This is a genomic window from Pseudomonas sp. R2-60-08W (assembly GCF_003852335.1).
Classification (GTDB): domain Bacteria; phylum Pseudomonadota; class Gammaproteobacteria; order Pseudomonadales; family Pseudomonadaceae; genus Aquipseudomonas.
Map to the genome: position 1 here is coordinate 5,400,614 of NZ_CP027731.1, position 26,405 is coordinate 5,427,018.

A 26,405-nucleotide genomic window follows, 5' to 3' on the forward strand; every position below is an offset into this window, starting at 1 on the left:
TTAAGAAGGCTGGATGAAGACCCGCGACCGCATCCTTGAATGTGCCCTGCTGCTGTTCAATCGCAAGGGCGAGCCGAACGTGTCGACCATGGAAGTGGCCAATGAAATGGGGATCAGCCCCGGCAATCTCTATTACCACTTCCACGGCAAAGAGCCTTTGGTGCTTGGGTTGTTCGAGCGCTTTCAGGCTGAGCTGGCGCCCTTGCTCGATCCGCCCGCCGACGCACAACTTGAGCCCGAGGATTACTGGCTGTTCCTGCACCTGATCGTGGAGCGCATGGCCCACTACCGGTTCCTGTTCCAGGACCTGTCGAACCTGGCCGGGCGTTTGCCGAAACTGGCGAAAGGCATTCGTAGCCTGCTCACGGCGCTCAAGCGCACCCTGGCTTCTTTACTGGCGCGATTGAAAGCAGCCGGCCAACTGGTCAGCAACACCCAGGCGCTGGGGCAACTGGTGGAGCAGATCACCCTGACCTTGCTGTTTTCCCTGGATTACCAACGGATTCTCGACCGTGATGGCGAGGTGCAGGTGGTGATTTACCAGATCATGATGCTGGTGGCCCCGCATCTGCTGCCGACGGCGCGGCAGGCGACCGAGCGGTTTGCGCTCAAATACCTGGATAACACCGACTGAACACGATCGTTCCCACGCTCTGCGTGGGAATGCCTCTTGGGACGCTCCGCGTCCGCCAACCGCGCGCACAGGTGACGCAGAGCGTCACGGCCGCATTCCCACGCGGGAGCGTGGGAATGATCTTTAAAATGCGGCGCCATAAAAAATGCCCGACCTCTGCAGGCCGGGCATTTTTTGTGTCCTGGAAAAACTCAGGACTGACTGGATGGCGTCGGCGTCGACGTAGCAGTCGGGGCCACAGCAGCAGGGGTCGGTGCGGACACTGAGTTGGCTGTGGAAGCGGTTGCCGCAGCAGGCTTGGCTGCCGCTGGTTTTTTCGCTACCGCTGGCTTCTTCGCAACGGGTTTTGCCGCAGGCTTGGCAGCGGCAGATTTGGCTGCGGGTTTTGCAGTTGCAGGCTTAGCGGCAGGTTTCGCGACGGCCTTGGCTGCAGGTTTAGCGGCAGCTTTGGCGGCTACGGGTTTTGCGGCTGGCTTGGCGACCGGCTTGGCAGCTGCAGTTTTCGCCGCAGGCTTGGCGGCCGATTTTGCAGCCGCTTTGGCTGGAGCTTTCGCCGCAGGTTTGGCGGCAGCTTTAACCAAGGGCTTGGCCGCGGCTTTCGCAGCGGGTTTGGCCGCAGCGGTTTTAGCCGCAGGCTTGGCCACAGGGTTTGCAGCAGCTGCCTTCACGGGAGTCGCTTTCGCGCCGGTGAGTTTTTCGATTTGCTTGGTCAGAGTGTCGACCTTGCTGTGCAGCGTTTTCAGTTCAGCCTTGCTCGGCACGCCCAGTCGCGAAATAGCACTGTTGAGACGCTTGTCGAAGGTTTCTTCCAACTTGCTCCAAGTGTCGGAAATGCTCGACTTGGCAGAACCTGCGCTGGCCTTGGCCGCATCAACTTTTTTACCAACGGTGCTCTTGGTCAACTTCTCGGCCTTCTCACCGTCCTTGACCAGCGTCTCGAAGTATTTGCCACCGTCACTGCTAACCTTCGAGTACACGCCTAAACCAGCAAGCCAGATCTTTCGGGAATATTTTTCAACTTCCCCGACCCACGAGCTGCTTTCTTTCTGAGTAGTTTTTTTAACAGCCATCCCGATGTCTCCTTAGTGTTTACGCGCGACACGTTCGAGCAATGCCGTCAGCTCTTCGAGCTTAGCAGAGAGTGTCTCCACGTCATGTTTAGACGCAATGCCGATTCGATTCAAGGCACTTGCAACACGTGTGTCAAAAGCTTTTTCAACTTTATCCAGTTGCACTTCAACCCGGCGGCTGATGCTGGAGACGTTACTCGTTACTTGGTCAATCTGACTGTTGGCAGCATCAAGTTGTTCAACCACAACTTTTTTGCTTTTACTTTCAATATGTTGACCGCTCTTAACGAGCTCTTTGAAGTATTCGCCACCCTCGCTGCCGACCTTGGCGTAGGCACCAAGACCCGCTAGCCAGATCTTGCGGGCATAGCCTTTGACCTCACTCAGGACAGTGGTCTGACTGTCGATTTTTTTCTTCAAAATAACTTTGGCCATGGTGCACCTCACGCAAAATTGGGTGGAGGAACCGCCCGCAGGAGTTGAGGGCTTGGGCACAAAGTAAGGTGAAAAATTAGAATCGGCACCCTAAGCGTCATCACATCAGGCCAATGCCTTATCCACGGCTTTTTCGATTTCGGATTTGAGGGTACCGCTCATGGCCGACATCAACAGCCCCAGTTCCACCTCGATACGCAATGAATCATCGGCGACCAGAACGGTGCCTTTAACGCCTGACCGCTTGAGGTTCAAGGTATCGCCAGACCATGACGACTCCAGGCCATATTTATCCTTGAGTTTCTGCGCCAGCAGGTCGGCCTTGGCCCGGGCGCCTTCTTTACCCAGGGTATGCTCACGCTCAACGGTTATACGGGCCATTGCAATGACTCCTCTCTATAAGTGCCTGGAAACCTTCGATGCGGCAAAAGGTCTCGATAAGCACCTATCTTACCTTCAGCCTTGCCAAGACAAAGCAGGCCCTGGGGATTATCATGTCCCGCATTCTCTTTTGGTGACAGCGATATGACTGATCAGCGCAAAGGCAGCGATGCCGAACCCACCACTCACTTCGGCTTCAAGAACGTTCCGGAAAGCCAGAAAGCGGAAAAAGTCGCTGAGGTGTTCCACTCCGTAGCCGCCAAGTACGACTTGATGAACGACGTGCTCTCCGGCGGCATGCACCGCCTGTGGAAGCGTTTCACCATCGAACTGTCGGGCGTACGCACCGGCAATCGCGTGCTGGACATCGCCGGGGGCACGGGTGACCTGGCGGCCAAGTTTTCCAAGCTCGTGGGGCCGACCGGCCAGGTGGTATTGGCCGATATCAACGGCTCGATGCTCAAGGTTGGCCGTGACCGCCTGCTCGACAAGGGCGTGGCCGGCAATATCGAGTTCGTCCAGGCCGACGCCGAAAAGCTGCCGTTTCCCGACAACCACTTCGATTGCGTGACCATCGCCTTCGGCCTGCGCAACGTCACCCACAAGGAAGACGCGATCCGCTCGATGCTGCGCGTGCTCAAGCCGGGTGGCCGCCTGTTGGTGCTGGAGTTCTCCAAGCCGACCAACGCGCTGATGTCCAAGGTGTACGACACCTACTCGTTCGCCTTCATGCCGTTGATGGGCAAGCTGATCACCAATGACGCCGAGAGCTACCGCTACCTGGCCGAATCGATCCGCATGCACCCCGACCAGGAAACCCTGAAGTCGATGATGGTGGAGGCAGGTTTCGACCGCGTGACCTACCACAACATGACCTCGGGCATCGTCGCCCTGCACCGCGGCATCAAGCCCTGATGTTGCTCGCAGGCCTTCTGGCAAGCGTCGAACACGGCCTTAACCGTGTTTTGCGCCTGGACAGCACCGCACTGGCGCGGCTTGCGCACCTGACCGGCAAAGTCATCGCCGTCGATTGCCGCAGCCCCGCCTTGCAGCTGTTTATCCTTCCCAGCGATGAAGGCCTGCTGCTCGCAACGCAATGGGCCGCCGAGGCCGACTGCACCCTGCGTGCGCCAGCCTCCAGCCTGTTGCACCTGGCGCTGAGCCGCAACAAGACCGCTATCCTGCACAGCCCCGAAGTGGCGCTGGAAGGCGACAGCGCGGTGCTGATGGACCTGGCCGCCGTGCTGCAAGACCTGGAGCTGGACTGGGAATACGAACTGTCACGCTGGATCGGCCCCGTCGCCACCCAGTTGGTCAGCGGTCACCTGCGCAGCCGTTCGCGCTGGTACCAGCAAGGGTTCGCCAGCCTCAACCAGAACCTCACCGAATACCTGAGCGAAGAATCGCGCACCCTGGTCGGGCAACGGGAAGCGCAAGCGCGCTTTCGTGAGCTCGACAAGGCCAAAATCGACCTGGAACGCCTCGAGGCCCGCTTCGAGCGCCTGAGCCGTTCCCTTGATCCAAGCGATAACGCATGAAGCTGCTCGCCGTCCGCCGTTTGTTTCGTATCCAGCGCGTCGTAATCCGCTACCGCCTCGATGACCTGCTGTTCGCCCTGCCCCTGCCATGGTTCCTGCTGGCGGTGCGCTATGTGCTGCCGTGGCGCTGGTTGCCGCGTAAAAAGCTGGAGCTGAGCCGAGGGGCCTGCCTGCGCCTGGCATTGCAGGACCTGGGGCCGATCTTCATCAAGTTCGGGCAGATCCTATCGACGCGCCGCGACCTGCTGCCCGAAGACATCGCCGATGAACTGATGCTGCTGCAAGACCGCGTGCCGCCGTTCGATTCGCAGGTGTCGATGAAGCTGATCGAAGAGCAGTTGGGCAAGAAGATCACCGAGGTGTTCAGCCGCTTCGATGTCGAGCCGCTGGCATCAGCCTCGGTCGCGCAGGTGCATGCCGCGCAGCTCAAGAGCGGCGAAGAAGTCGTGGTGAAGGTGATCCGCCCGGGCCTCAAGCCGATCATCGGCCAGGACCTGGCGTGGTTGTTCATTCTCGCCCGCGCCGCCGAACGTTTTTCCGCCGATGCGCGCCTGCTGCATCCGGTGGATGTGGTGGCCGATTACGAAAAAACCATCTACGACGAGCTCGACCTGCTGCGCGAGGCCGCCAACGCCAGCCAACTGCGCCGCAATTTCGAAGGCTCGCAACTGCTGTATGTGCCGCAAGTGTATTGGGACTGGTGCCGCCCCAAAGTGCTGGTGATGGAGCGCATCTACGGTGTGCAGGTCACCGACCTCGCAACCCTGGCCGACCAGCGTACCGACATGAAGATGCTGGCCGAACGCGGCGTGGAGATTTTCTTCACCCAGGTGTTCCGCGACAGTTTCTTCCACGCCGACATGCACCCCGGCAATATCTTCGTCAGCACCGTCAACCCGTGGAGCCCGCAATACATAGCGATCGACTGCGGCATCGTCGGCAGTCTCACGCCGGAAGACCAGGACTACCTGGCGCGCAACCTGTTCGCCTTTTTCAAGCGTGACTACCGCCGCGTAGCGCAGTTGCACATCGACTCGGGCTGGGTGCCGGCGGAAACCAAGCTCAACGAATTCGAAGCAGCGATCCGCACCGTGTGCGAGCCGATCTTTGAAAAACCGTTAAAAGATATTTCCTTCGGTCAGGTGCTGATGCGTCTGTTCCAGACCGCGCGGCGCTTCAATATGGAAGTGCAGCCGCAGTTGGTGCTGCTGCAGAAAACCTTGCTCAACATCGAAGGGCTGGGCCGCCAGCTGTACCCGGACCTCGACCTGTGGAACACCGCGCAGCCGTTCCTGGAACGCTGGATGCGTGAGCGGATGAGCCCGAAAACCATGCTGGGCAACCTGCACAGCCAGATGGAACAGCTGCCGCACCTGGCCAACATGACCCGCGATTTGCTGGAGCGCATGTCCCAGCCGCACGCCAAGGATCCCGAGCCGCCATGGCGCAAGCGCAAGGACGACTGGTTCCTGCGCCTGCTCGGTGCCGCGCATCTGGTGGGTGGGGTCATGCTGGCGATTGGCGGGCCGTTGAATCAACTGGGCCAGTGGCCGGCCGGTATCATGGTGGCCGTGGGCGTTTATCTGATCGTGCGTCGATAACCCATCCGGTTATACACTGTCGCAAATTGCCGGAGCCGAACATGAAAGACTGGCTGGACGAGATCAAGTGGGACAGTGACGGCCTGGTGCCGGCCATTGCCCAGGACTACAAGACCGGGCGCGTGCTGATGATGGCCTGGATGAACCGCGAGGCCCTGAGCCTCACCGCCGCTGAGCAGCGCGCCATCTACTGGTCACGTTCGCGTGGCAAACTGTGGCGCAAGGGCGAAGAGTCCGGGCATGTGCAAACACTGCATGAGTTGCGCCTGGACTGCGATGCCGACGTGGTGATCCTCAAGGTCGAACAGGTCGGCGGCATCGCCTGCCATACCGGCCGTCACAGTTGCTTCTATCGCGTGTTCGAGAACGGCGAATGGAAGGTGGTGGAACCGGTACTCAAAGACCCGCACGCCATCTATTCGGCAGGACATTGAACATGAGCGATACCCTGAACCGTGTGGCCCAGGTGCTGGAAGAGCGCAAAGGCGCGGATGCCGACAGCTCCTACGTCGCCAGCCTGTATCACAAGGGTCTGAACAAGATCCTGGAAAAGCTCGGCGAAGAATCCGTCGAGACGATTATTGCCGCCAAGGATGCGCAGATCAGCGGCGATTGCAGCGATGTCATCTATGAGACCGCCGACTTGTGGTTCCATAGCCTGGTCATGCTCGCCCAGCTGGGGCAGCATCCACAGGCCGTGCTGGATGAACTGGACCGTCGCTTCGGCCTGTCCGGGCACGCCGAGAAGGCCTCGCGCCCGTCCGCCTGAATAACTTTTATCGAGGATTTGCAGCATGGGTATTTTCGACTGGAAACACTGGATCGTCATTCTGGTGGTAGTGGTCCTGGTGTTCGGCACCAAGAAACTGAAAAACCTCGGCACCGACGTGGGTGAGTCGATCAAGGGCTTTCGCAAGGCCATGAACGATGACGAAAAACCTGCCGACCCGGTGGTGAATCCGGTTCCGCCAGCCCAACCGGTGCACCCTCAGGCCGCCCAGCCGATCACCGAGCGTCGTACCTTCGACGTGCAGGCTGAAAAAGTCGAAGAGCCGACCCGCAAAGACTCGTGAGCACTGACTAATGTTTGGTATCAGCTTCTCTGAACTGCTGCTCGTCGGCCTCGTCGCCCTGCTGGTACTCGGGCCGGAACGCCTGCCCGGTGCAGCACGCACAGCCGGCCTGTGGATCGGGCGCCTGAAACGTAGTTTCAACGCGATCAAACAGGAAGTTGAACGGGAAATCGGTGCCGACGAGATCCGCCGGCAGCTGCACAACGAACATATCCTGTCGTTGGAGCAGGAAACGCGCAAGATTCTGTCGCCGGTGCAGGAACCCGCCAAACCTGCGGAACCTGTGGTTGAAAACAGCATCGCGCCAGCAGCCGCAACCACCCCGACAGAGCCTGCGCCGACGCCCGTTGCGTCGTCCGCGCCCCATGACCCTACATTGCCGCCGCGAGCCCCATGAGCGCTGATAAACCGGAAAACGACCAGCACATGCCGCTGGTCTCGCACCTCACCGAGCTGCGTACCCGCCTGCTGCGTTGCGTAGCGGCCATCTTCATCATTTTTGCCGGGCTGTTCGCCTTTACCCAGCAGATCTATACCTTCGTTTCCACGCCACTGCGCCAGTATTTGCCAGCTGGCGCGACGATGATCGCCACCGACGTGTCGTCGCCGTTCCTGACGCCGTTGAAGCTGACCATGATGGTCTCGCTGTTCCTGGCGATCCCGGTGATCCTGCATCAGATCTGGGGCTTCATCGCGCCGGGGCTGTACAAGCATGAGAAGCGCATCGCCGTGCCGTTGCTGGTGTCGAGCATCCTGCTGTTCTACACCGGCATGGCGTTCGCCTACTTCCTGGTGTTTCCGCTGATCTTCAAATTCTTCGCCGCCGCCACCCCGGCCGGCGTGGAGATGATGACCGACATCACCAGCTACCTCGACTTCGTGATGACGCTGTTCTTCGCCTTTGGCGTGGCCTTCGAAATTCCGGTGGCGGTGGTGTTGCTGGTGTGGATCGGTGTGGTCAACGTGGCGTACCTGAAGAAGATCCGCCCGTACGTGATCATCGGCTGCTTCGTGGTCGGCATGATCCTTACCCCGCCAGACATCTTCTCCCAGACCCTGCTGGCCGTGCCTATGTGGATGTTGTTCGAGATCGGCATCCTGTTCAGCGGCTTGATCAGCAAGCGTGGCGAACACCCGGATGATCAGGCCGCCGACGACGACCAGCCGCCAGCGACCCAGCCGTGAACCTGCTGCTACTCGAAGAGGCCGATTTTATTGCGGCCGACCGGGTGATCCTGCGTGATCGGCGCTTGGTGCATATGCAGCAAGTGCATCGCGCCGAGGTGGGTGACAACCTGCGGGTCGGGCGTATTGGCGGGGCGATGGGCAATGCGCAGTTGCTGCGCCTGCAAGACAGCGAGGCCGAGCTGCAGGTCAGCTTCGACCAACCGCCGCCGAGCAAACTGCCGCTGACCCTGCTGCTGGCGCTGCCACGCCCGAAGATGCTGCGCCGGGTGCTGCAAACCGTTGCGGCCATGGGCGTGCCAAAGGTGGTGCTGGTCAACAGTTACCGGGTGGAAAAAAGCTTTTGGCAAACGCCGTTCCTTGAGCCGCAGGCGGTCCGCGAGCAACTGATCCTGGGCCTGGAACAGGCGCGGGACACGGTACTGCCCGAGATCATTATCGAGAAACGCTTCAAGCCGTTCGTTGAAGATCGCCTGCCGGCCATGGCTGAGGGCACGCTTGGCCTGATCGGCCACCCCGGCGACTACCCGCCCTGCCCACGAGGCCTGGAGGAACCGGTGACCCTGGCGATTGGGCCGGAAGGCGGCTGGATTCCCTATGAAGTCGAGCTGCTGACCAAGGCCGGCCTGCAACCGGTGCAGCTTGGCGCACGTATCCTGCGGGTGGAAACCGCCGTGACTGCCTTGCTTGCCCGGTTGTTCTAACCCAATAACCTATGCACAGCGCAGTCAAGCCAGCGCCCACAAGGTATGTGCGTTAACCGTCAGATCGAGACAAAGAAGAAACTCGCGATCAACGCCATCCCCACGGCCCACACCAGCGAACGCAACAGCGCCCAGTCCGCCAGGTAGCAAATGATGTACAGCAGGCGGCTGGTGATGAACAGCACCGCCAGCACATTGATGGTCACCAGCTCGGCCGTGCCGGCCAGGTGGGCGATGATCACCGCCGCCGCAAAGGCCGGGGTGACTTCAAAGCTGTTGAGTTGCGCATTGTGAGCACGCTTGGCAACGCCTTCGACCGTGTCCAGGAACGCGCGCGGGTCGTGGTTATGCCGCGGCCCGAACTTGCCGCCGCTGAACTTGGCCACACCGGTACACAGGTACGGCAGAAAGATTGCGATCAACACACACCAGAAAGCCACTGTCATCAGTCATTCCCTTTTTTGGTTTTATCAAGGCAGTCAGAGCGTCATCACTCACAGGCCGATCGGCGCCGACGTTCAAGCTATGAGCCATGATCGGCCGAAAGGTTCTTTCCTGTAAGGGCACCTGTTTATACTAAACAACGTCCCGACGCACGCTGTGCACCTACATTTCCCCGTCCCAAGGACCCCGGATGCTTGAACTTGTCGCCGCCTTCATTTGCCTCACCACCCTGCTCACCTATGTGAACTTTCGTTTTATCGGCCTGCCGCCGACCATCGGCGTAATGGTCACTGCGCTGCTGTTTTCGCTGATCCTGCAAGGCCTCAGTTTCATCGGCTACCCCGGCCTGGAAGAACGCATCCAGCAACTGATCGGCCAGATTGACTTCGGCGATTTGCTGATGAACTGGATGCTCTCGTTCCTGCTGTTCGCCGGCGCGTTGCACGTCAACTTGAGCGACCTGCGCAGCTACCGCTGGCCCATCGGCCTGTTGGCGACCTTTGGCGTATTGATCGCTACCCTGGTGATCGGCAGCCTGGCGTACTACATCTTCGCCCTGTTCGGCTGGCACGTGAGTTTCCTGTATTGCCTGCTGTTCGGCGCGCTGATCTCGCCGACCGACCCGATTGCGGTACTGGGCGTGCTGCGTACCGCCAACGCTTCGAAACCGCTGAAAACCACGATCGTCGGGGAATCGCTGTTCAACGACGGCACCGCAGTGGTGGTGTTCACCGTCCTGCTGGGCATCGCGCAGCTCGGTGAAACACCGACCGTCGGCGCCACGGCCATGCTGTTCGCCCATGAGGCACTTGGCGGTGTGGTGTTCGGTGGGCTGATCGGTTACCTCGTGTACCTGATGATCAAGAGCATCGAGCAGCACCAGATTGAAGTCATGCTGACCCTGGCACTGGTGATCGGCGGCTCGGCGATGGCCACTGAGTTGCACGTCTCGGCACCGATTGCGATGGTGGTGGCAGGGCTGATCATCGGCAACCTGGGCCGCAAGCTGGCGATGAACGACATGACCCGGCGCTATCTGGACGGTTTCTGGGAATTGCTCGACGACATGCTCAACGCCCTGCTGTTTGCACTGATTGGCATGGAGCTGCTGCTGTTGCCGTTCAACTGGCTGCACGTATTGGCGGCCAGTTTGCTCGCTGTGGCGATCCTGCTGTCACGCCTGCTGACCGTGGCCCCGGCGATCCTCCTGCTGCGCCGCTGGCGTACGGTACCGCGCGGCACCATCCGCATCCTGACCTGGGGCGGTTTGCGCGGTGGCGTCTCGGTAGCACTGGCCCTGGCATTGCCGCTGGGCCCGGAACGCGACTTGTTGCTGAGCATCACCTATATCGTGGTGCTGTCGTCGATCTTGTTGCAAGGCTTGACCATTGGCCGGGTCGTAAAGCGCGTAGCCGAGTCGCAGTGAGCCCCTGAGCATTTACATTTCTACACCACAAGTTTGCCTACGGGCGCTCTGCACAGATGTTCAAGCAGGTGCCGCATCGCCAGTGGGCGGCGCGGCATCGAGCTGTGCATGACAACCAGATCCCGCGAATAGCGCGACGCGTCGTCGACCGGCAAGACACATAGGCCACGGCTCGACATCCCCGACCACTGCGGTACCAGTGATACACCCATGCCTTGGGCGACCAGCATGACGATGGTTTCCAAGGCATCCAGCTCACACAATACCTGCGGAGCAAAGGACTGTTCATCCAGAAAACGCTGGGCAATCTGCCCACCCCACGAACGGGCGTCATAGCGAATGAATGGCCGCTCGCGCAGCAATGCTTCGAAGGTCTGCGCGTCACACTCAGCGGGAGCAATCAGAATCAGGGGTTCGGCCCGCAGCAAGGTGGTCGCTAACGCCTTGGGCGGCTCAAACGGCGGTCTGACAAGAATCGCCGCGTCCAACTCGCGGGCAAGCAATCTCTCATAGAGGCTTCTGGAGTCACCCGGTGTGATCTTCAGCTTCAGCTCCGGTGCTGAAAGTGCCAGTCGCTCGATCGTTCTTGGCAAGACGCCGGTCAATGCCGTTGAAATCGCGCCGATCTTGATCTCTCCCGATAAGCCATCCTGACTCAGGTCCTCCTGCAACTCGCGCGCCTGCTCGATGACTGCCTGAATTTTTGGTAACAACAGCAGGCACTGGTCCGACGGCCACGCGGCATGCGCCGTGCGCATAAGCAGCGTGCACCCCAGCGTCCGCTCAAGCGCCTTGACCCGTTGGCTGATCGCCGCTGCGGTACGGTTTTCGCGTCGCGCCGCCGCAGCAATGGAGCCGGTTTCAATGACCGCGACCAGGCTTCTCAGGAATCGAATATCCATAAATTTTCCTTTCGCTCAGACCAACGCGAACCCGTTTTACCCGGATGCGCGGCCTGTTTAATTTGAGGATCCCCCTACAGAGATTCCGCTCATGAACAGACCCTTCCACGCTGCATACCATGTTTATGACTTAAACAAGGCGCGCATTTTTTATCGAGATGTTTTGGGCTGCGCAGAAGGCCGCAGCAGCGAGACCTGGATCGACTTCGACTTTTTCGGCAACCAGCTTTCACTGCACCTGGGCACGCCCTTCCCCACGACGCGTACCGGCCTGGTGGGGGACCATCATGTGCTGATGCCGCACCTCGGTGTGGTGTTACCGCTGGAGGAGTGGCTGGCGCTGGCCGAGCGTCTCACTCAAATGAGCACGCCCTTCGAGATCCCGCCGGTGGTTCGTTTCGCCGGCGAGCCGGGCGAACAGCGCACGATGTTTTTTCTCGACCCCAGCGGCAATCCCATCGAAGTGAAAGGCTTCAAGGACTTCGCTGGACTGTTCGCTCAATAAACCCCTGACAACTACAACAATAAGGGTCACCTGCATGAACACAAAAAAACCAACCAGCCTCGTCACCCGGATTATGATCGGCCTGGCAGCCGGAATAATCGTCGGTATCCTTCTTAACCAGTTTCCCGAACATAAGTCCTGGTTCATTGACAACCTGCTGCAACCGGCAGGCGACCTGTTTATCAAGCTGATGAAGATGATCGTCGTGCCTCTGGTCTTCGCTTGCATGACGGTCGGCATTGCCGGCATGGGAAATCCCGCCGCCTTGGGACGTGTCGGCGTGAAGACCCTCGTTTATTTCTTCACGATCACCAGTATTGCAATCGTCTTCGGCCTGATTGTGGGTAATGTCGTCGCGCCCGGCTCGGGCGCAGAATTCGGCAGCACTTTGCCAACACCCGTAACAGGGCTGGCTGCCAACAGCACAACGCAGAACCTGGGCCAGACGCTATTGGCGATCGTGCCGGATAACATCGTGTTGGCCATGTCGCAGGGCAAGCTACTGTCGGTGCTGTTTTTCGCCATCCTGTTCGGCTGCGCCTTGTCTATGTTGCCTGAGCAGCGCAAGGCTCCGCTGATCAGTGTGATGCAGGGCATCTCAGACACCATGTTCAAAGTCACCCATCTGGTAATGCACTACTCGCCGATAGGCATTTTCGGGCTGATAGCGGTCACCGTCGCCAGCTTTGGCCTCAGTGCCCTGCTGCCGTTGGCCAAGCTGATCGGCACGACTTATGTCGCAGTGCTGTTATTTGCCCTGTGCATATTGGGTGCAGTCGCTCGATTGGTGGGTGTCGGTTTTTTCCATTTGGTGCGAGAAATACGCAGTGAATTGCTGCTGGCCTATAGCAGTGCCGCCTCAGCGACGGTGATGCCTCAATTGATCGAGAAGATGGAGCGCTACGGCGCGCCACGCCCTATTACCAGCATGGTTATCCCGTTGGGCTACTCGTTCAACCTGGATGGCGCATCGCTGTTCGCTGCACTGGGCACGTTGTTCATCGCCCAAGCGTATGGCATCGACTTGAGCCTGGCCGATCAGGGGATGCTGATATTGATCATGGTGTTGACGTCGAAGGGCGCAGCGGGCGTGCCAGGCTTCATGTTTATCATCCTTACCGCGACGTTGACTGCAGCGGGGCTCCCCGTAGAGGGCGTGGCGATCATTGCAGGCGTTTATCGCCTGATGGATATGCCAGTCACGGCATTGAATGTGCTGGGCAACGCGTTGGCGCCGCTGGTAATTGCTCGGTGGGAAGGCCAATTGAAGGCACCTGACAGCACGCCTGCGGCCAATCTCGCCGACGTACCGGTCCAAGGCCTGAAGGTTCCCGGAACGCCCCGCAAAGCTCGCATTTGAGCCTTGTGCGGGGCTGCATCATTGCTTTTCCTTGCTTTGAGGACGCTGCTCCGCTGCGCCGACGTGAGTCCCGGAAAGCACCTTGCCTTCGCTACGAATCTGCGCATGGCTGATCAGCGCAAAGATGAAGCTGCCACCGATGATATTGCCGGCCAGGGTCGGGCCGGCAAATATCAGCCAGAAGTCATGCCAGGACAGTTCGCCGGCAAACACCAGGTAGGACACTTCCGCCGAACCCACTACGATGTGGGTAAAGTCCCCCAGCGCCATGAGGTAGGTGATCACAATAATGATGAACATCTTGGCGCTTTCCATCGACGGGATCATCCACACCATGGTGGCGATCATCCAGCCGGAGACGATGCCCTTGGCGAACATCTGGCCGCTGTCATTCTCCATGACCTTGCGCCCGATTTCGAGGAAGGCCAGGTCGGTTTTTGCATCGAAGATCGGCAGGTGCAACATCACATAAGCCACCAGCAAGGTCCCGCACAGGTTGCCCACCAGCACCACCGTCCAGAGCCGCAACAGGCGCCCGGCATTGGCCAGGGTCGGTTTGCTCATCACCGGCAACACGGCAGTGAGGGTGTTTTCGGTAAACAGTTGCTGGCGCGCGAGGATCACCGCTAGGAACCCCGCGCAATAACCAAAGCTGGCGATGACCTTGAACGCTTCGCCGTCCGGCAAGCGCGAATTGAGCAAGCCCATGGCCATCAGCGACAGCCCCATGGTCAACCCGGCAGCCAAGGCAGACCACCACAACGCCGCGACGTTGCGCTCCAGCTCCTGGTCGCCCTGAGTACGGATGATTTCATGCAGCACCGCCGCGCGGGGCGGCTGGTTCTTGTCTACGTCCTGCTGCTCTTCGTGGGACAGGTTGGGGGTTTTGCCTGCTTCGTCGGTGGCCATGATGTTCCGGTGTCCAAGGGGGGCGTGTAGCTACGACACGCCGCCACCGTGGCTGTTCAGTGACCAGGCAACTAAAGCGCAATCCTCCAGGCCTTGATCCAACTCCATCGGATTCTTGAAGACAGTATTTACACCGCCACGCTGTTACTCGGAAAGACCGTCGCCCTCGAACTGATCCTTCACGTATTTGATTTCGGTGCGGCCGTGAGGCGCTGGCAGGCCGTCTTCACCGAGGTTGACGAAGACCATTTTCTCTACGGTCAGGATGCTCTTGCGGGTGATTTTGTTACGCACTTCACAGGTCAGGGTGATGGAGGTGCGGCCGAACTCGGTTGCGGTGATGCCCAGTTCGATGATGTCACCCTGGCGCGAGGCGCTGACGAAGTTGATTTCGGAGATGTACTTGGTCACCACGCGCTGGTTACCCAATTGCACGATCGCGTAGATCGCCGCTTCTTCGTCGATCCAGCGCAGCAGGCTGCCGCCGAACAGGGTGCCGTTGGGGTTGAGGTCTTCGGGTTTTACCCATTTGCGGGTGTGGAAGTTCATGGGGGGCGGACTCCGAGGTGTTTGAGCGATAAATTTCCCCCTAGCTTCAAGTTTTAAGCGACAAGCTGCAAGTTAAAAGCCGATTCGCTTTTACTTGCCGCTTGTAGCTTGTCACTTGCCACTAGCCAACCAAAGAAAGCTATAATCGCCCCCGATTTCGAACGGCTACTCCCGTTCTCCCGCCACCTGTCCGAGGGGCGCTGCAGCAGGCTTGGCCTGTCAGGCTCGGATGGGGCGTTGTCTGGCCTGGCTCACCTGGCTCGATACTAAACGCACAACGGCGCCCATTCGCACACTACGAATGGAGGCTCTTCATGAGCGCTGTAATTACGCCTGCAGAATTCAACGACTACAAAGTCGCCGACATGTCCCTCGCCGCCTGGGGCCGTCGCGAAACCTTTATCGCCGAATCCGAAATGCCAGCCTTGATGGGCCTGCGTCGCAAGTACGCCGCTGAGCAGCCGCTCAAGGGTGCGAAGATCCTCGGCTGCATCCACATGACCATCCAGACTGCCGTGCTGATCGAAACCCTGGTTGCCCTGGGTGCCGAAGTGCGTTGGTCGTCCTGCAATATTTTCTCGACTCAAGACCAGGCCGCTGCCGCTATCGCCGCCGCCGGTATCCCGGTGTTCGCCTGGAAAGGCGAAACCGAGGCCGAGTACGAGTGGTGCCTGGAGCAAACCATCCTCAAGGACGGCGCGCCTTGGGATGCCAACATGATCCTCGACGACGGCGGCGACCTGACCGAGCTGCTGCACAAGAAATACCCGCAGATCCTCGACCGCGTCCACGGCGTGACCGAAGAAACCACCACCGGCGTACACCGCCTGTTGGACATGCTGGCCAAGGGCGAGCTGAAAATCCCGGCCATCAACGTCAACGACTCGGTGACCAAGAGCAAGAACGACAACAAATACGGCTGCCGTCATAGCCTCAACGACGCCATCAAGCGCGGCACCGACCACCTGCTGTCGGGCAAGCAAGCCCTGGTGATCGGCTACGGTGACGTGGGCAAGGGTTCGTCCCAGTCCCTGCGCCAGGAAGGCATGATCGTCAAGGTCTCCGAAGTTGACCCGATCTGCGCCATGCAAGCCTGCATGGACGGTTTCGAAGTGGTTTCGCCGTTCATCGACGGCATCAACGACGGCACCGAAGCGAGCATCGACAAGGCGCTGCTGGGCAAGATCGACCTGATCGTGACCACCACCGGTAACGTGAATGTCTGCGACGCGAACATGCTCAAGGCGCTGAAGAAACGCGCAGTGGTCTGCAACATCGGCCACTTCGATAACGAGATCGACACCGCTTTCATGCGCAAGAACTGGGCATGGGAAGAAGTAAAGCCACAGGTGCACAAGGTTCACCGTACCGGCTCGGGCGATTTCGACCCGCAGAACGACGATTACCTGATCCTGCTGGCCGAAGGCCGTCTGGTGAACCTGGGTAACGCGACCGGCCACCCAAGCCGCATCATGGACGGCTCGTTCGCCAACCAGGTACTGGCGCAGATCTTCCTGTTCCAACAGAAATACGCCGACCTGTCGCCTGCCCAGAAAGCCGAGCGCCTGACCGTGGAAGTACTGCCGAAGAAACTCGACGAAGAAGTGGCCCTGGAAATGGTCCGCGGCTTCGGCGGCGTGGTGACCCAACTGACCAAGACCCAGGCCGACTACATCGGCGTGACCGTTGAAGGTCCGTTCAAGCCGCACGCTTATCGGTACTAAGCAGCTGCAAGCTTTCAGCTACAAGCGCCAAGGAAAAGCGTTTGTGCTGAGGGTTTGCTACTTCATTGCTCTTTAAGCAGCCGCGAGCTGTGAGCTTCATGCTGCAAGAACAGGCGCACCGCCCTCTTGCAGCTTGAAGCTTGCAACTCGCAGCTGGAGACCTCCCCATGTCCCAAGACCGTCGCTACAGCTTCGAGTTCTTCCCGACCAAGACCGATGCTGGGCATGAAAAACTGATGACCACTGCCAAGCAGTTGGCCAGCTACCAGCCCGACTTCTTTTCCTGCACCTACGGCGCCGGCGGTTCGACCCGTGATCGCACGATCAACACCGTGCTGCAGCTCGAAAGTGAAGTCAAAGTTCCTGCCGCTCCGCACTTGTCGTGCGTGGGCGATAGCAAAGCCGACCTGCGCGGCCTGCTGACCCAATACAAAGCCGCCGGCATCAAGCGCATCGTCGCCCTGCGTGGCGACCTGCCCTCCGGCATGGGCATGGCCAGCGGTGAGCTGCGCTACGCCAATGACCTGGTGAGCTTCATCCGCGAAGAAAGCGGCGATCACTTTCACATCGAAGTGGCCGCTTATCCGGAGATGCACCCCCAGGCGCGCAATTTCGAAGACGATCTCAAGAACTTCGTACGCAAGGCCAACGCCGGCGCCAATAGCGCGATCACCCAGTACTTCTTCAACGCCGACAGCTACTTCTACTTCGTCGAGCGTGTACGCGCCATGGGTGTGAACATCCCGATCGTGCCGGGCATCATGCCAATCACCAACTACAGCAAGCTGGCGCGCTTCTCCGACGCCTGCGGTGCCGAAATCCCGCGCTGGGTGCGCAAGCAACTGGAAGCCTATGGCGACGACGTCAAAAGCATCCAGGCGTTCGGCGAGCAGGTCATCACCGAGATGTGTGAGCAATTGTTGCAAGGTGGTGCGCCAGGGTTGCACTTCTATACCCTGAACCAGGCTGAACCCAGCCTTGCCATCTGGAACAACCTCAAGCTGCCACGCTAAGGCTTGCCCGGTTGTGCCAAGGCCCTCGTTCAAACGAGGGCCTTTGTGCTTCACATACACACGGAACCCCGCAGTCCATGAATACAGTGTCTTCCTCTTCCCGTCCGCAGCTGGTCTACCTCGTCTTCGGCGCCGAAACCTACCACCAGGAAGCGGTATTCAGCATCGCCAGCGCATTGGCTTTCCTGCAGGACACCCCTGATGCAGCCGTGGACATCCAGGTCTTCAGCGACAACCCCGAACCCTATCGCCTGCTGCCGGTGCGTGTACGCCCGCTGGACGAGGCGACCCGCAAGCGCTGGAGTGAACCCCACGGTTATCACTTTCGCACCAAGCACGTTGTGCTGCGCCAGGTGTTGCAAGAGTCGCCGGTAGCGTTGCTGATCGACACCGACACGTTTTTCCACCGTTCCCCCCTGACGCTGTTCGAGCGTGTGCAGCCGGGCACCTTGCTGTGTAACGCCTTCTACACCAAGTACGGCGATAACCACGAAAGCATCCTCTACACCGCCCTGCGCCAGCGCCTGTTGGAGATGGGCGTGGCCGACGATGACATGATGACCCTCAACTCCGGCGTGATGGGCCTGACCCAGCAGGACGCGCACATCCTCGACCGTTCGATCGAGTTGATGGACGAACTGTTTCCCCATGCCCAGGGTGCCTACACACTGGAAGAGTTCTGCCTGTCCATCGCCGCCTACCGCACCGTCAACGTGCGCGAGTGCCCGGACCTGATCCACCATTACTGGAGCCGCAAGCAGCTGTTCCGGGCCAAGGTCAAGGCCTGGATCGCCAAGCACGCCGCCGCGCCCACCAGTGCACTGGCCCTGGCCGACACGCGCCAGGTGTCCGCCCACTTGCCGCGCCCGCCGCGTTTGCAGCGCACGCTGTACAAACTGATTACCCTGTTGCTGCCCAAGCACCAGCAGCAGTTCATCCGTGAAATCCTCTACGGTTGCTATGAACACGAAAACGAATTCGACCAGGCCTGCGGCCCCGTTTGGTGGGACAAGGCCCGACAGAACCAGGAAGAGCGCCAGCAACGCCCGATTGACGCGCACCAGCTCGAACGCTGGTTCGCCAACCCGGTGGTGCGCCTGATCCTCGGCGAGCGGCGTGCCGCGATCCACGCTCACCTGATGGACGCGCCAGTAAACTGAGACCCGGCGCCAACGCGCGTGCCAGAGCTTCTCTTTATCTCGGTAGCGTCGTAACCTCAGGGAATGCCCGTCATTTTCAAGTTGTTGATCGCTACGCTTTTCACTTGCCTGAGCCTGGCCGCTTATGGCGAGAAACTGCGCATTGTCACCGAACCATGGGTGCCCTACGTCTACGACGACAACGGCAGCATGCGTGGCCTGGACTACGAAACCACGGTGATCGTGTTCCAGCGCCTCGGCGTGGATGTGCAATGGCAGTTCCTGCCCTGGAAACGTTGCCTGGCGATGCTTGACCAAGGCCACGCCGACGGCGCGCTGGATATTTTCCACAGCCACGAGCGCGACGCCTTGCTGCTCTACCCCAGCGAACCCTTGTCGACGGTCGAATTCGTGCTGTTCTACGCCAATGAGCGTCCGCACCCCGCCGAAACCCTCGACGATCTGCGCGGCCTGAGCGTGGGCATCTCTCCCGGTTACCTGTATGGCGACGCCTTCGGCGCGTCCGACAGCTTTGCCCGTGAACCCGCTCCCAGCCATGAGGCCAACTTCGGCAAGCTGATGCTGGGACGCATCGATATGGTGGTCACTGACCGTCGCGTGGGGCAGCACGTGATCAAGCAATTGGGCCTGGAAGACAAGGTCAGCCAGGCGCCGCTGGTGGTCAGCCGCCAGCAGCAGTTTCTTGCCGTACGCCGTGGCGCGGGCATGGATTTGCTGGTCCAGCGCTTTGCCGCTGAGCTCAGGCGCTTCAAGCAAGAGCCGGCCTACGCCGCCTTGAGCGCCAAATATGGCGGTATCCAGGCGCAAACGGCGCCCATCAGCGCGTCCGAATACACCGTTGAGCAGCAGGAAAGCAGCGCGCAGTGATTGCTCTGTTATACTCCGGCCTTTCCGCCAGGCTTACGCCCGGCCGCTGAGGTCTTGAAAAAGGCACCCAACCCCGCTACAGCGCAGCTTTGCAGCCCGCGCGAGCCGGTGGAGTGCCCGCCAGACGCAGCAGGACCGGACGGGATTACGCTCCCCTAAGCGCCATTCACGCCCGGCAAGATTATCCCTCTGGGCCAAGCCCTAACTAAAACAGGATTACTCATGTCCTTTGCTTCCCTCGGTCTCTCCGAGGCTTTAGTCCGCGCCATCGAGGCAGCGGGCTATACCGAGCCTACTCCGGTGCAACAGCGGGCCATTCCCGCCGTGTTGCAAGGTCGCGACCTGATGGTTGCGGCGCAGACAGGTACCGGTAAAACCGGTGGTTTCGCCCTCCCGATTCTGGAGCGGTTGTTCCCCAACGGTCACCCGGACAAATCCCAGCGTCACGGCCCGCGCCAACCGCGCGTACTGGTCCTGACCCCTACCCGCGAACTCGCCGCCCAGGTGCACGACAGCTTCAAGCTGTATGCCCGCGACCTGAAGTTCGTCAGCGCCTGCATTTTCGGCGGCGTCGGCATGAACCCCCAGGTTCAGGCCATGTCCCGTGGTGTTGACGTGCTGGTGGCCTGCCCGGGTCGCTTGCTCGACCTGTGTGGCCAAGGCAGCGTCGACTTGTCCCATGTGGAAATCCTCGTGCTGGACGAAGCCGACCGCATGCTAGACATGGGCTTTGTCCATGACGTGAAGAAGGTCCTCGCCCGCCTGCCGGCCAAACGTCAGAACCTGCTGTTCTCGGCAACTTTCTCCCAGGACATTACCGCCCTGGCCGGCAAGTTGCTGCACAACCCGGAACGCATCGAAGTCACGCCGCCCAACACCACGGTCGAGCGTATTGAGCAACGCGTGTTCCGCCTGGCCGCCAGCCACAAGCGTTCGCTGCTCGCGCACCTGATTACCCACGGTGCCTGGGAACAGGTGCTGGTGTTTACCCGCACCAAGCACGGCGCCAACCGCCTGGCCGAGTACCTGGACAAGCACGGCCTCACCGCCGTCGCCATCCACGGTAACAAGAGCCAGAACGCGCGCACCAAAGCCCTGGCCGACTTCAAGGCCGGCAGTGTGCGCATCCTGGTCGCCACCGATATCGCCGCGCGCGGCCTGGATATCGACCAGTTGCCGCATGTGGTCAACTTCGAGCTGCCGAACGTCGACGAAGACTACGTGCACCGTATCGGCCGTACCGGCCGTGCCGGTCGTTCGGGCGAGGCCATTTCCCTGGTCGCACCGGACGAAGAAAAGCTGCTCAAAAGCATCGAGCGCATGACCAAGCAGAAAATCGCCGACGGCGACCTGATGGGCTTCGACTCCAGTGCCGTGGAGGCCGAAAAGCCTGAAGCGCGCGAGCGTCCGGACGTGCGCAACCCGCGCAACCCACGCGGTCCGAAGGGCGATGGCCCGAACGGCGGTGGCGGTGGTGGTGGCCGTCGCGACAAGGGCAAGGACAAAGGCAAGGAAAAAACCGCGACCAGCAGCCGTGGCGAACGCCCGGCCCGCGAGCAGAAGCCCCGTGAAGGCACCCCGGCCCGCGAACAGCGCCAGCCGAGCCAGCCTCCACGCGCCGCATCCGACCGTGCCCCGGACGAATTCCTCGACGACGATGTGGATAACTTCGGTAACCGCGTTGACTACGTGCCACAAGCCAAGCCGGCGCAAGGCCGTGGCCGTCGCCCAGGTGCCCCGGCACAAGGCGCAGGCGCAGCCGCTCCACGTGGCGGCCAGCCACAGGGCGCGCGCCAGAACGGCCCGCGCAACAGCAGCGGCGGCACCACCGGCACCCCGCCGGCCAAACGCAGCGGCCCGCGCAACGGCGCACCGCGTGATGGCCAGGCGCGCCGCGAAGACTCGCGCAGCAACAACCGCCGCCCGGCTCGTGACGACCAGCCGCTGTCCGAGCCAGCCGTGCAAAACCCGCGCGGTGGCCCGGCGCCGAAGATTATCCACAAGGAGTCGAAAGCGGATCGCTTCCCGACACCCGAGCAGTTGGATCAACTGCCTGGCCGTCCTCGTGGTGAAAAGCCAGCGCTGCTGACCCGCAACCGCTGAGTTCCAAGGCGCCATAAAAAATGCCCCGCATCTTGGATGCGGGGCATTTTTTTTGACTCGACCAGATCAAATGTGGGAGGGGGCTTGCTCCCGATAGCAATGGATCAGCCAGCACTGCTGGGGCTGACCCACCGCTATCGGGAGCAAGCCCCCTCCCACAAAGGCCCGCATTGTCAGGCGGACATTACTTCTGCTTCACACCTTCCAGCGAAATATCCAGGTCGACGGTCTGCGAAGTCGGGCCTGGGCCTTTCACGCCGAAGTCGTTCAGGTCGATCGTGGTCTTGGCGTTGAAGCCAGCACGCTCGCCGCCCCATGGATCCTTGCCTTCACCGTTGAAGGTGGCCTTGAAGGTCACAGGCTTGGTCACACCGTGGAACGTCAGGTCGCCGGTCACGTCAGCGGTTTTGTCGCCGGTGGGTTTAACCGCGGTGGACACGAACTTGGCGTCGGCAAACTTGGCCACGTCGAGGAAGTCTTTGCTGGCGATGTGCTTGTCACGCTCAGCGTGGTTGGACCACAGGCTGGCGGTTTTCACGTCGACTGCGATTTTGCTGGCTTCCGGCTTGGCGGCATCCCAGCTGAAAGTACCATCCCAGTCCTTGAAGGTACCGTGGATGGAGCTGTAGCCCAGGTGGCTGATTTTCCAGTCGATGAAGGCGTGCTGGCCTTCCTTGTCGATCTTGTAGTCAGCAGCCATCACCTGACCTGCGGACAGCAGGGCGGTACCGATAGCCAGAGCGGCGAGAGTCTTTTTCAACATGCTTTCTATTCCTTGTGAGTCGAGGTTGAACATCAGGCTTTGCGCCCCAGCATTCGCTTAAGGGTCACATCACGATCGATAAAGTGGTGTTTCAGCGCAGCCACGCCATGCAAGCCGGCGAAGACCACCAACACCCAGGCGAGATACAGATGCACCACGCCAGCGGTGTCTGCCTGGTCCGGTAGCCCGGAAACCACGGCAGGAATCTCAAACAGGCCAAACACCGGAATACCGACACCGTCTGCGGTGGAAATCAGGTAACCGGCAATCATCACGGCAAACAGCCCCACATACAGGAACGCGTGACCAAACGCGGCGCCGATGCGGGTCAGCCGGCTGTAGCTGGCCAGCGGCGCGGGCGGCGGGCTGACCAGGCGCCAGACGATACGTACCAGCATGATGGCGAACAGCGTGATGCCAATGCTCTTGTGCAGGTCCGGCGCGTCTTTGCGCCAGGCACTGTAGTAATCGAGACCGACCATCCACAGGCCCAGGGCGAACAATCCAAATACCACCAAGGCCACGCCCCAGTGCAAAACCATGCTGACCCAGCCATAGCGGGCCGATGAATTGCGTAACTGCATGAACTTAATCCCGTAAGAACTGTGCCCAAGACTAGCGCTTTACCTATCGAATTAAAGCGAAAAATTTCGCTTTGAAATATCGAGAAATGCGATCTGAAGGCTATGCATCATAAATTAACAAGGGATTAAGACTATTCCCAAGAAACGTGACAGACCGTCCTGCATTTACCGCGAATTTCCCCACAATGGCTTGTGACCCACGCCACCATTGCATAGGCTTGCGCGATTGTTTCGCCCGCGCAGGTTGCGGGACCGCTTCGAGGAGATCACCGATGGGCTTGAACAACCAGTGGATGCAACGCGACCTCGCGGTGCTGTGGCATCCCTGCACCCAGATGAAAGACCACCAGCAACTGCCACTGGTCCCGATCAAGCGCGGTGAAGGCGTATGGCTGGAAGACTTCGAAGGCAAGCGCTACCTCGATGCCGTCAGTTCCTGGTGGGTCAACGTGTTCGGCCACGCCAACCCGCGCATCAACCAGCGCATCAAGGATCAGGTCGACCAGTTGGAACACGTGATCCTCGCCGGCTTCAGCCATCAGCCGGTGATCGAGCTGTCCGAGCGGCTTGTGGCGATGACCCCCGAAGGCCTGACGCGCTGCTTCTACGCCGATAACGGCTCATCGTGTATCGAAGTCGCGCTGAAAATGAGCTTTCACTACTGGCTCAACCGTGGCCTGCCGAATAAAAAGCGCTTCGTCACCCTGACCAACAGCTACCACGGTGAGACCATCGCGGCGATGTCGGTGGGCGACGTGCCGCTGTTTACCGAAACCTACAAGGCATTGTTGCTCGACACCCTCAAAGTGCCGAGCCCTGACTGCTACCTGCGCCCCGAGGGCGTGAGCTGGGAAGAGCATTCGCGCACGATGTTCCAGGCCATGGAACAGACCCTGGCCGAGCACCACGACAGCGTCGCCGCCGTGATCGTCGAACCGCTGATCCAGGGCGCCGGTGGCATGCGCATGTATCACCCGGTGTACCTCAAGCTGCTGCGCGAAGCCTGTGACCGTTATGGCGTGCACCTGATCCACGACGAAATCGCCGTGGGCTTTGGCCGCACCGGCAGCATGTTCGCCTGTGAACAGGCCGGCATCCGCCCGGACTTCCTGTGCCTGTCCAAGGCCCTGACCGGCGGCTACCTGCCGCTGGCCGCCGTGGTCACCACCGACGACGTGTACGACGCCTTCTACGACGACTACCCGACCCTGCGCGCCTTCCTGCATTCCCACAGCTACACCGGCAACCCGCTGGCCTGCGCGGCGGCCCTGGCCACCCTGGATATTTTCGAAGAAGACAACGTCATCGAAAACAACAAGGCCTTGGCCCAGCGCATGGCCACGGCCACGGCGCATCTGGTCGACCATCCGCATGTGTCTGAAGTGCGCCAGACCGGCATGGTCCTGGCCATCGAGATGGTGCAGGACAAAGCTACCAAGACCGCCTACCCCTGGCAGGAACGCCGTGGCCTGAAGGTGTTCGAGCACGCCCTGGAACGCGGCGCGCTGTTGCGACCGTTGGGCAGCGTGGTGTACTTCCTGCCGCCGTATGTGATTACCCCGGAGCAGATCGATTTCCTTGCCGAGGTTGCGAGTGAAGGCATCGATATCGCCACCAACAGCAAGGTCAGCGTTGCCGTGCCGAAGGATTTTCACCCAGGCTTTCGCGACCCAGGTTAACCATGATCGTTCCCACGCTCCGCGTGGGAATGCAGCCCTGGACGCTCCGCGTCCGCTCTGCACACCCTTTTCCAGAGAACACATATGAGACTGTCCCGCTTTTTCACCGACACCCCGCTGAGCCTCGGCGATCACGCGTTGCCCGAAGCCCAGGCGCATTACATCAGCCGCGTGCTGCGCATGAGCGAGGGCGACGCCGTGCAACTGTTCGATGGCTCCGGCCAGGAGTTTCTCGGCAGCTTGCTGGAAGTCGGTAAAAAACGCGTCAGCGTGCAACTGACGGAAAGCTTCAAAGGCCAGGCCGAATCGCCGCTGCATATCCACCTCGGCCAAGGTCTGTCCAGGGGCGAGCGCATGGACTGGGCGATCCAGAAAGCCACCGAACTGGGCGTCAACGCCATCACCCCGATTTTCAGCGAGCGCTGCGAAGTGCGCCTCAAGGACGAACGTGCCGACAAACGCCTGCTGCACTGGCGCCAGGTGGCGATCAGCGCGTGCGAGCAATGCGGGCGCTCGACGGTGCCGGTGATTCACCCGCCGCTGTTACTGGCGGACTGGCTCAAGCAAGCCGAGGCAGACTTGAAGCTGGTACTGCACCCGGTGGCCGAGCCGATGGTCAGCCACGCCAAGCCTGCGAGCCTAGCCTTCCTGATCGGGCCTGAAGGCGGACTGACCGACAACGAAGTCGACACCGCCCAAGGCGCCGGCTTCCACGCCGCCCGCCTCGGCCCTCGGGTGTTGCGCACCGAGACTGCACCGGTGGTCGCCTTGGCCGTCGCCCAACAACTCTGGGGCGACTTCTAACTACCCCTTTGCAAACCCAGTCAACACTGTGGGAGGGGCAAGCCCCCTCCCACATTTGGTTGGGTTGCTACCGCCTACTCCACTGGGTCGTTGGTAGGCTTGGCAATGATCGCCTTCAACTCACGGGTCATCGGGAACTCCAGGTTCAGGCCCTTGGGCGGAATCGGCTGTTCAAACCAGCGCTGGTAAATCCCGTTGATCTCCCCCGAGCGGTACAGGTCGCCCAGCGTCTCATTGACCACCGCAAGAAACTGCGGATCATCCTTGCGCACCATGCAGCTGTAGATCTCCCGCGACTGCTCCTCGCCCACCACCACCCAGTTGTGCGGGTCCCTGGCCTTGGCACGTTCACCGTAGAGCAACGCATCATCCATGTAGAACGCTGCCGCACGGCCGGTCTCGAGCATCTTGAACGCCTCGCCGTGGTCCTTGGCGCTGATGACAAACATATTGGCCTTGTGTTCGGCGTTGTAGCTTTTGAGGAATCGTTCGTTAGTGGTACCGGCGGTGGTGACCACGTTCTTGCCGTTAAGGTCGGCAAAGCCCTTGATGCCGCTGTCCTTCGCCGTCAGCAATTGCCCCTTCACGTAAATAAACCCGTAGGAAAATGCCACCTGCTTCTGCCGGTCGGCCGTCACCCCGGTAGAGCCGCATTCCAGGTCGACGGTACCGTTCTGCACCAGCGCAATTCGGGTCTGTGAGGTCACCAGGGTGTACTTGACGTTAAGGTTGGCCACCCCGGTTTTCTGCTGGATACGCTCGACGATCTTGCTTGCCAGGTCCACTGAATAGCCCATGGGTTTGCCACTGCTATCCCCTACATAGGAAAACGGCACCGACGCATCGCGGTATCCCAGGGTGATGGACCTGGCATTGGCGATCTTGCCCAGGGTGCCCTCCAGCGGCGCTTGGGCCCCATGGGCCTGTGCGCCGAACAAAAGGCCCAGGGTACAGCCGGTCAACAGGATCTTTTTCATTGTTATTCTCCGTTG

30 protein-coding genes and 1 riboswitch are annotated in these 26,405 nt (G+C 60.3%); of the genes, 20 read left to right on the forward strand and 10 right to left on the reverse strand.

Annotated elements, in window-relative coordinates; all coding sequences use genetic code 11:
• The first annotated feature begins 13 nt into the window (after positions 1–13).
• Entirely contained in the window at positions 14–634 is a 621-nt protein-coding gene (locus tag C4J90_RS24700) for a TetR/AcrR family transcriptional regulator (RefSeq protein WP_124368648.1), read from the forward strand.
• A gap of 191 nt (positions 635–825) precedes the next feature.
• Here the strand turns inward: C4J90_RS24700 and C4J90_RS24705 are convergent, their stop codons facing one another.
• The 3 genes from C4J90_RS24705 to C4J90_RS24715 all read right to left on the reverse strand — a co-directional run bounded on the left by C4J90_RS24705 (position 826) and on the right by C4J90_RS24715 (position 2,520).
• On the reverse strand, positions 826–1,704 hold the full coding sequence (locus tag C4J90_RS24705) for a phasin family protein (RefSeq protein ID WP_124421024.1): 879 nt from the start codon (positions 1,702–1,704) through the stop codon (positions 826–828).
• Between the two features lie 12 nt (positions 1,705–1,716).
• Positions 1,717–2,139, reverse strand: a complete 423-nt coding sequence (locus C4J90_RS24710) for a phasin family protein (RefSeq protein ID WP_124364753.1) — start codon at positions 2,137–2,139, stop codon at positions 1,717–1,719.
• Between the two features lie 105 nt (positions 2,140–2,244).
• A complete protein-coding gene (locus tag C4J90_RS24715; protein WP_124364754.1) occupies positions 2,245–2,520 on the reverse strand; it encodes a polyhydroxyalkanoic acid system family protein in 276 nt (91 codons plus the stop codon).
• 144 nt (positions 2,521–2,664) lie between these two features.
• On the opposite strand from C4J90_RS24715, the gene ubiE reads away from it, so the two are divergent.
• Genes ubiE through C4J90_RS24760 form a run of 9 tightly spaced genes read left to right on the forward strand, consistent with a single transcriptional unit; the run spans position 2,665 to position 8,621 of the window.
• Positions 2,665–3,435, forward strand: a complete 771-nt coding sequence (ubiE, locus tag C4J90_RS24720) for a bifunctional demethylmenaquinone methyltransferase/2-methoxy-6-polyprenyl-1,4-benzoquinol methylase UbiE (RefSeq protein WP_003171186.1) — start codon at positions 2,665–2,667, stop codon at positions 3,433–3,435.
• Complete coding sequence (locus C4J90_RS24725; RefSeq protein WP_124415788.1) at positions 3,435–4,058, forward strand: SCP2 domain-containing protein; 624 nt, start codon at positions 3,435–3,437, stop codon at positions 4,056–4,058. Before ubiE ends, C4J90_RS24725 begins: the two co-directional genes overlap by 1 nt.
• The gene (ubiB, locus tag C4J90_RS24730) at positions 4,055–5,659 is read left to right on the forward strand and encodes a ubiquinone biosynthesis regulatory protein kinase UbiB (RefSeq protein ID WP_124364756.1); all 1,605 of its coding nucleotides are present in this window, start codon (positions 4,055–4,057) and stop codon (positions 5,657–5,659) included. The genes C4J90_RS24725 and ubiB overlap by 4 nt, the downstream gene beginning before the upstream one ends.
• 41 nt (positions 5,660–5,700) lie before the next feature.
• A complete protein-coding gene (gene hisI, locus C4J90_RS24735) occupies positions 5,701–6,093 on the forward strand; it encodes a phosphoribosyl-AMP cyclohydrolase (protein WP_124405515.1) in 393 nt (130 codons plus the stop codon).
• 2 nt (positions 6,094–6,095) lie between these two features.
• Positions 6,096–6,428: a phosphoribosyl-ATP diphosphatase gene (locus C4J90_RS24740; protein ID WP_124364757.1), complete on the forward strand. Its 333-nt coding sequence runs from the start codon at positions 6,096–6,098 to the stop codon at positions 6,426–6,428.
• Between the two features lie 25 nt (positions 6,429–6,453).
• Positions 6,454–6,732 carry a twin-arginine translocase TatA/TatE family subunit gene (locus C4J90_RS24745; protein WP_124364758.1) on the forward strand — a complete coding sequence of 93 codons (279 nt, stop codon included), beginning with the start codon at positions 6,454–6,456 and terminating at the stop codon, positions 6,730–6,732.
• A gap of 10 nt (positions 6,733–6,742) precedes the next feature.
• On the forward strand, positions 6,743–7,129 hold the full coding sequence (tatB, locus tag C4J90_RS24750; RefSeq protein WP_124421025.1) for a Sec-independent protein translocase protein TatB: 387 nt from the start codon (positions 6,743–6,745) through the stop codon (positions 7,127–7,129).
• Complete coding sequence (tatC, locus tag C4J90_RS24755; protein ID WP_124368653.1) at positions 7,126–7,917, forward strand: twin-arginine translocase subunit TatC; 792 nt, start codon at positions 7,126–7,128, stop codon at positions 7,915–7,917. The genes tatB and tatC overlap by 4 nt, the downstream gene beginning before the upstream one ends.
• Complete coding sequence (locus C4J90_RS24760; protein ID WP_124364761.1) at positions 7,914–8,621, forward strand: 16S rRNA (uracil(1498)-N(3))-methyltransferase; 708 nt, start codon at positions 7,914–7,916, stop codon at positions 8,619–8,621. The genes tatC and C4J90_RS24760 overlap by 4 nt, the downstream gene beginning before the upstream one ends.
• Before the next feature lie 59 nt (positions 8,622–8,680).
• Here C4J90_RS24760 and C4J90_RS24765 read toward each other — a convergent pair whose 3' ends face one another.
• Entirely contained in the window at positions 8,681–9,067 is a 387-nt protein-coding gene (locus C4J90_RS24765) for an MAPEG family protein (protein ID WP_124364762.1), read from the reverse strand.
• A gap of 188 nt (positions 9,068–9,255) precedes the next feature.
• Between C4J90_RS24765 and C4J90_RS24770 the strand changes: the two genes are divergently transcribed.
• Positions 9,256–10,491, forward strand: a complete 1,236-nt coding sequence (locus tag C4J90_RS24770) for a sodium:proton antiporter (RefSeq protein ID WP_124415789.1) — start codon at positions 9,256–9,258, stop codon at positions 10,489–10,491.
• Between the two features lie 20 nt (positions 10,492–10,511).
• On the opposite strand, the gene C4J90_RS24775 is transcribed toward C4J90_RS24770, so the two are convergent.
• The gene (locus tag C4J90_RS24775; RefSeq protein WP_124372133.1) at positions 10,512–11,393 is read right to left on the reverse strand and encodes a LysR family transcriptional regulator; all 882 of its coding nucleotides are present in this window, start codon (positions 11,391–11,393) and stop codon (positions 10,512–10,514) included.
• 91 nt (positions 11,394–11,484) lie between these two features.
• On the opposite strand from C4J90_RS24775, the gene C4J90_RS24780 reads away from it, so the two are divergent.
• A complete protein-coding gene (locus tag C4J90_RS24780; RefSeq protein WP_124415791.1) occupies positions 11,485–11,898 on the forward strand; it encodes a VOC family protein in 414 nt (137 codons plus the stop codon).
• Between the two features lie 34 nt (positions 11,899–11,932).
• Positions 11,933–13,258 carry a cation:dicarboxylate symporter family transporter gene (locus C4J90_RS24785; protein ID WP_256658893.1) on the forward strand — a complete coding sequence of 442 codons (1,326 nt, stop codon included), beginning with the start codon at positions 11,933–11,935 and terminating at the stop codon, positions 13,256–13,258.
• 18 nt (positions 13,259–13,276) lie between these two features.
• Here the strand turns inward: C4J90_RS24785 and C4J90_RS24790 are convergent, their stop codons facing one another.
• A complete protein-coding gene (locus C4J90_RS24790; RefSeq protein WP_124364766.1) occupies positions 13,277–14,167 on the reverse strand; it encodes a formate/nitrite transporter family protein in 891 nt (296 codons plus the stop codon).
• 144 nt (positions 14,168–14,311) lie between these two features.
• Complete coding sequence (locus tag C4J90_RS24795; protein ID WP_124364767.1) at positions 14,312–14,716, reverse strand: acyl-CoA thioesterase; 405 nt, start codon at positions 14,714–14,716, stop codon at positions 14,312–14,314.
• Positions 14,717–14,902: 186 nt separating this feature from the next.
• Positions 14,903–15,009, forward strand: a riboswitch (S-adenosyl-L-homocysteine riboswitch).
• A gap of 21 nt (positions 15,010–15,030) precedes the next feature.
• Between C4J90_RS24795 and ahcY the strand changes: the two genes are divergently transcribed.
• The 5 genes from ahcY to C4J90_RS24820 all read left to right on the forward strand — a co-directional run bounded on the left by ahcY (position 15,031) and on the right by C4J90_RS24820 (position 21,583).
• The gene (gene ahcY, locus C4J90_RS24800) at positions 15,031–16,440 is read left to right on the forward strand and encodes an adenosylhomocysteinase (RefSeq protein WP_124364768.1); all 1,410 of its coding nucleotides are present in this window, start codon (positions 15,031–15,033) and stop codon (positions 16,438–16,440) included.
• Between the two features lie 167 nt (positions 16,441–16,607).
• Positions 16,608–17,453, forward strand: coding sequence for a methylenetetrahydrofolate reductase [NAD(P)H] (metF, locus tag C4J90_RS24805; RefSeq protein WP_124364769.1), 846 nt, complete (start codon positions 16,608–16,610; stop codon positions 17,451–17,453).
• 77 nt (positions 17,454–17,530) lie between these two features.
• Entirely contained in the window at positions 17,531–18,613 is a 1,083-nt protein-coding gene (locus tag C4J90_RS24810) for a hypothetical protein (protein ID WP_124364770.1), read from the forward strand.
• Positions 18,614–18,676: 63 nt separating this feature from the next.
• Positions 18,677–19,480 carry an ABC transporter substrate-binding protein gene (locus C4J90_RS24815; protein ID WP_124421026.1) on the forward strand — a complete coding sequence of 268 codons (804 nt, stop codon included), beginning with the start codon at positions 18,677–18,679 and terminating at the stop codon, positions 19,478–19,480.
• Between the two features lie 222 nt (positions 19,481–19,702).
• Positions 19,703–21,583 (forward strand): DEAD/DEAH box helicase, encoded by a 1,881-nt coding sequence (locus tag C4J90_RS24820; RefSeq protein WP_124372137.1) that lies wholly within the window; start codon positions 19,703–19,705, stop codon positions 21,581–21,583.
• Positions 21,584–21,767: 184 nt separating this feature from the next.
• On the opposite strand, the gene C4J90_RS24825 is transcribed toward C4J90_RS24820, so the two are convergent.
• Both C4J90_RS24825 and C4J90_RS24830 read right to left on the reverse strand, forming a co-directional pair.
• Complete coding sequence (locus C4J90_RS24825) at positions 21,768–22,346, reverse strand: YceI family protein (protein WP_124415795.1); 579 nt, start codon at positions 22,344–22,346, stop codon at positions 21,768–21,770.
• 32 nt (positions 22,347–22,378) lie between these two features.
• On the reverse strand, positions 22,379–22,930 hold the full coding sequence (locus tag C4J90_RS24830) for a cytochrome b (protein WP_124364774.1): 552 nt from the start codon (positions 22,928–22,930) through the stop codon (positions 22,379–22,381).
• Positions 22,931–23,202: 272 nt separating this feature from the next.
• Here C4J90_RS24830 and C4J90_RS24835 point away from each other — a divergent pair, with 272 nt between their 5' ends.
• Both C4J90_RS24835 and C4J90_RS24840 read left to right on the forward strand, forming a co-directional pair.
• Positions 23,203–24,609: an adenosylmethionine--8-amino-7-oxononanoate transaminase gene (locus tag C4J90_RS24835; protein WP_124364775.1), complete on the forward strand. Its 1,407-nt coding sequence runs from the start codon at positions 23,203–23,205 to the stop codon at positions 24,607–24,609.
• An 84-nt stretch (positions 24,610–24,693) separates the two neighbouring features.
• Positions 24,694–25,413, forward strand: a complete 720-nt coding sequence (locus tag C4J90_RS24840; RefSeq protein ID WP_124421027.1) for a 16S rRNA (uracil(1498)-N(3))-methyltransferase — start codon at positions 24,694–24,696, stop codon at positions 25,411–25,413.
• 74 nt (positions 25,414–25,487) lie between these two features.
• On the opposite strand, the gene C4J90_RS24845 is transcribed toward C4J90_RS24840, so the two are convergent.
• Entirely contained in the window at positions 25,488–26,390 is a 903-nt protein-coding gene (locus C4J90_RS24845; protein WP_124421028.1) for a transporter substrate-binding domain-containing protein, read from the reverse strand.
• Between the last annotated feature and the right edge of the window lie 15 nt (positions 26,391–26,405).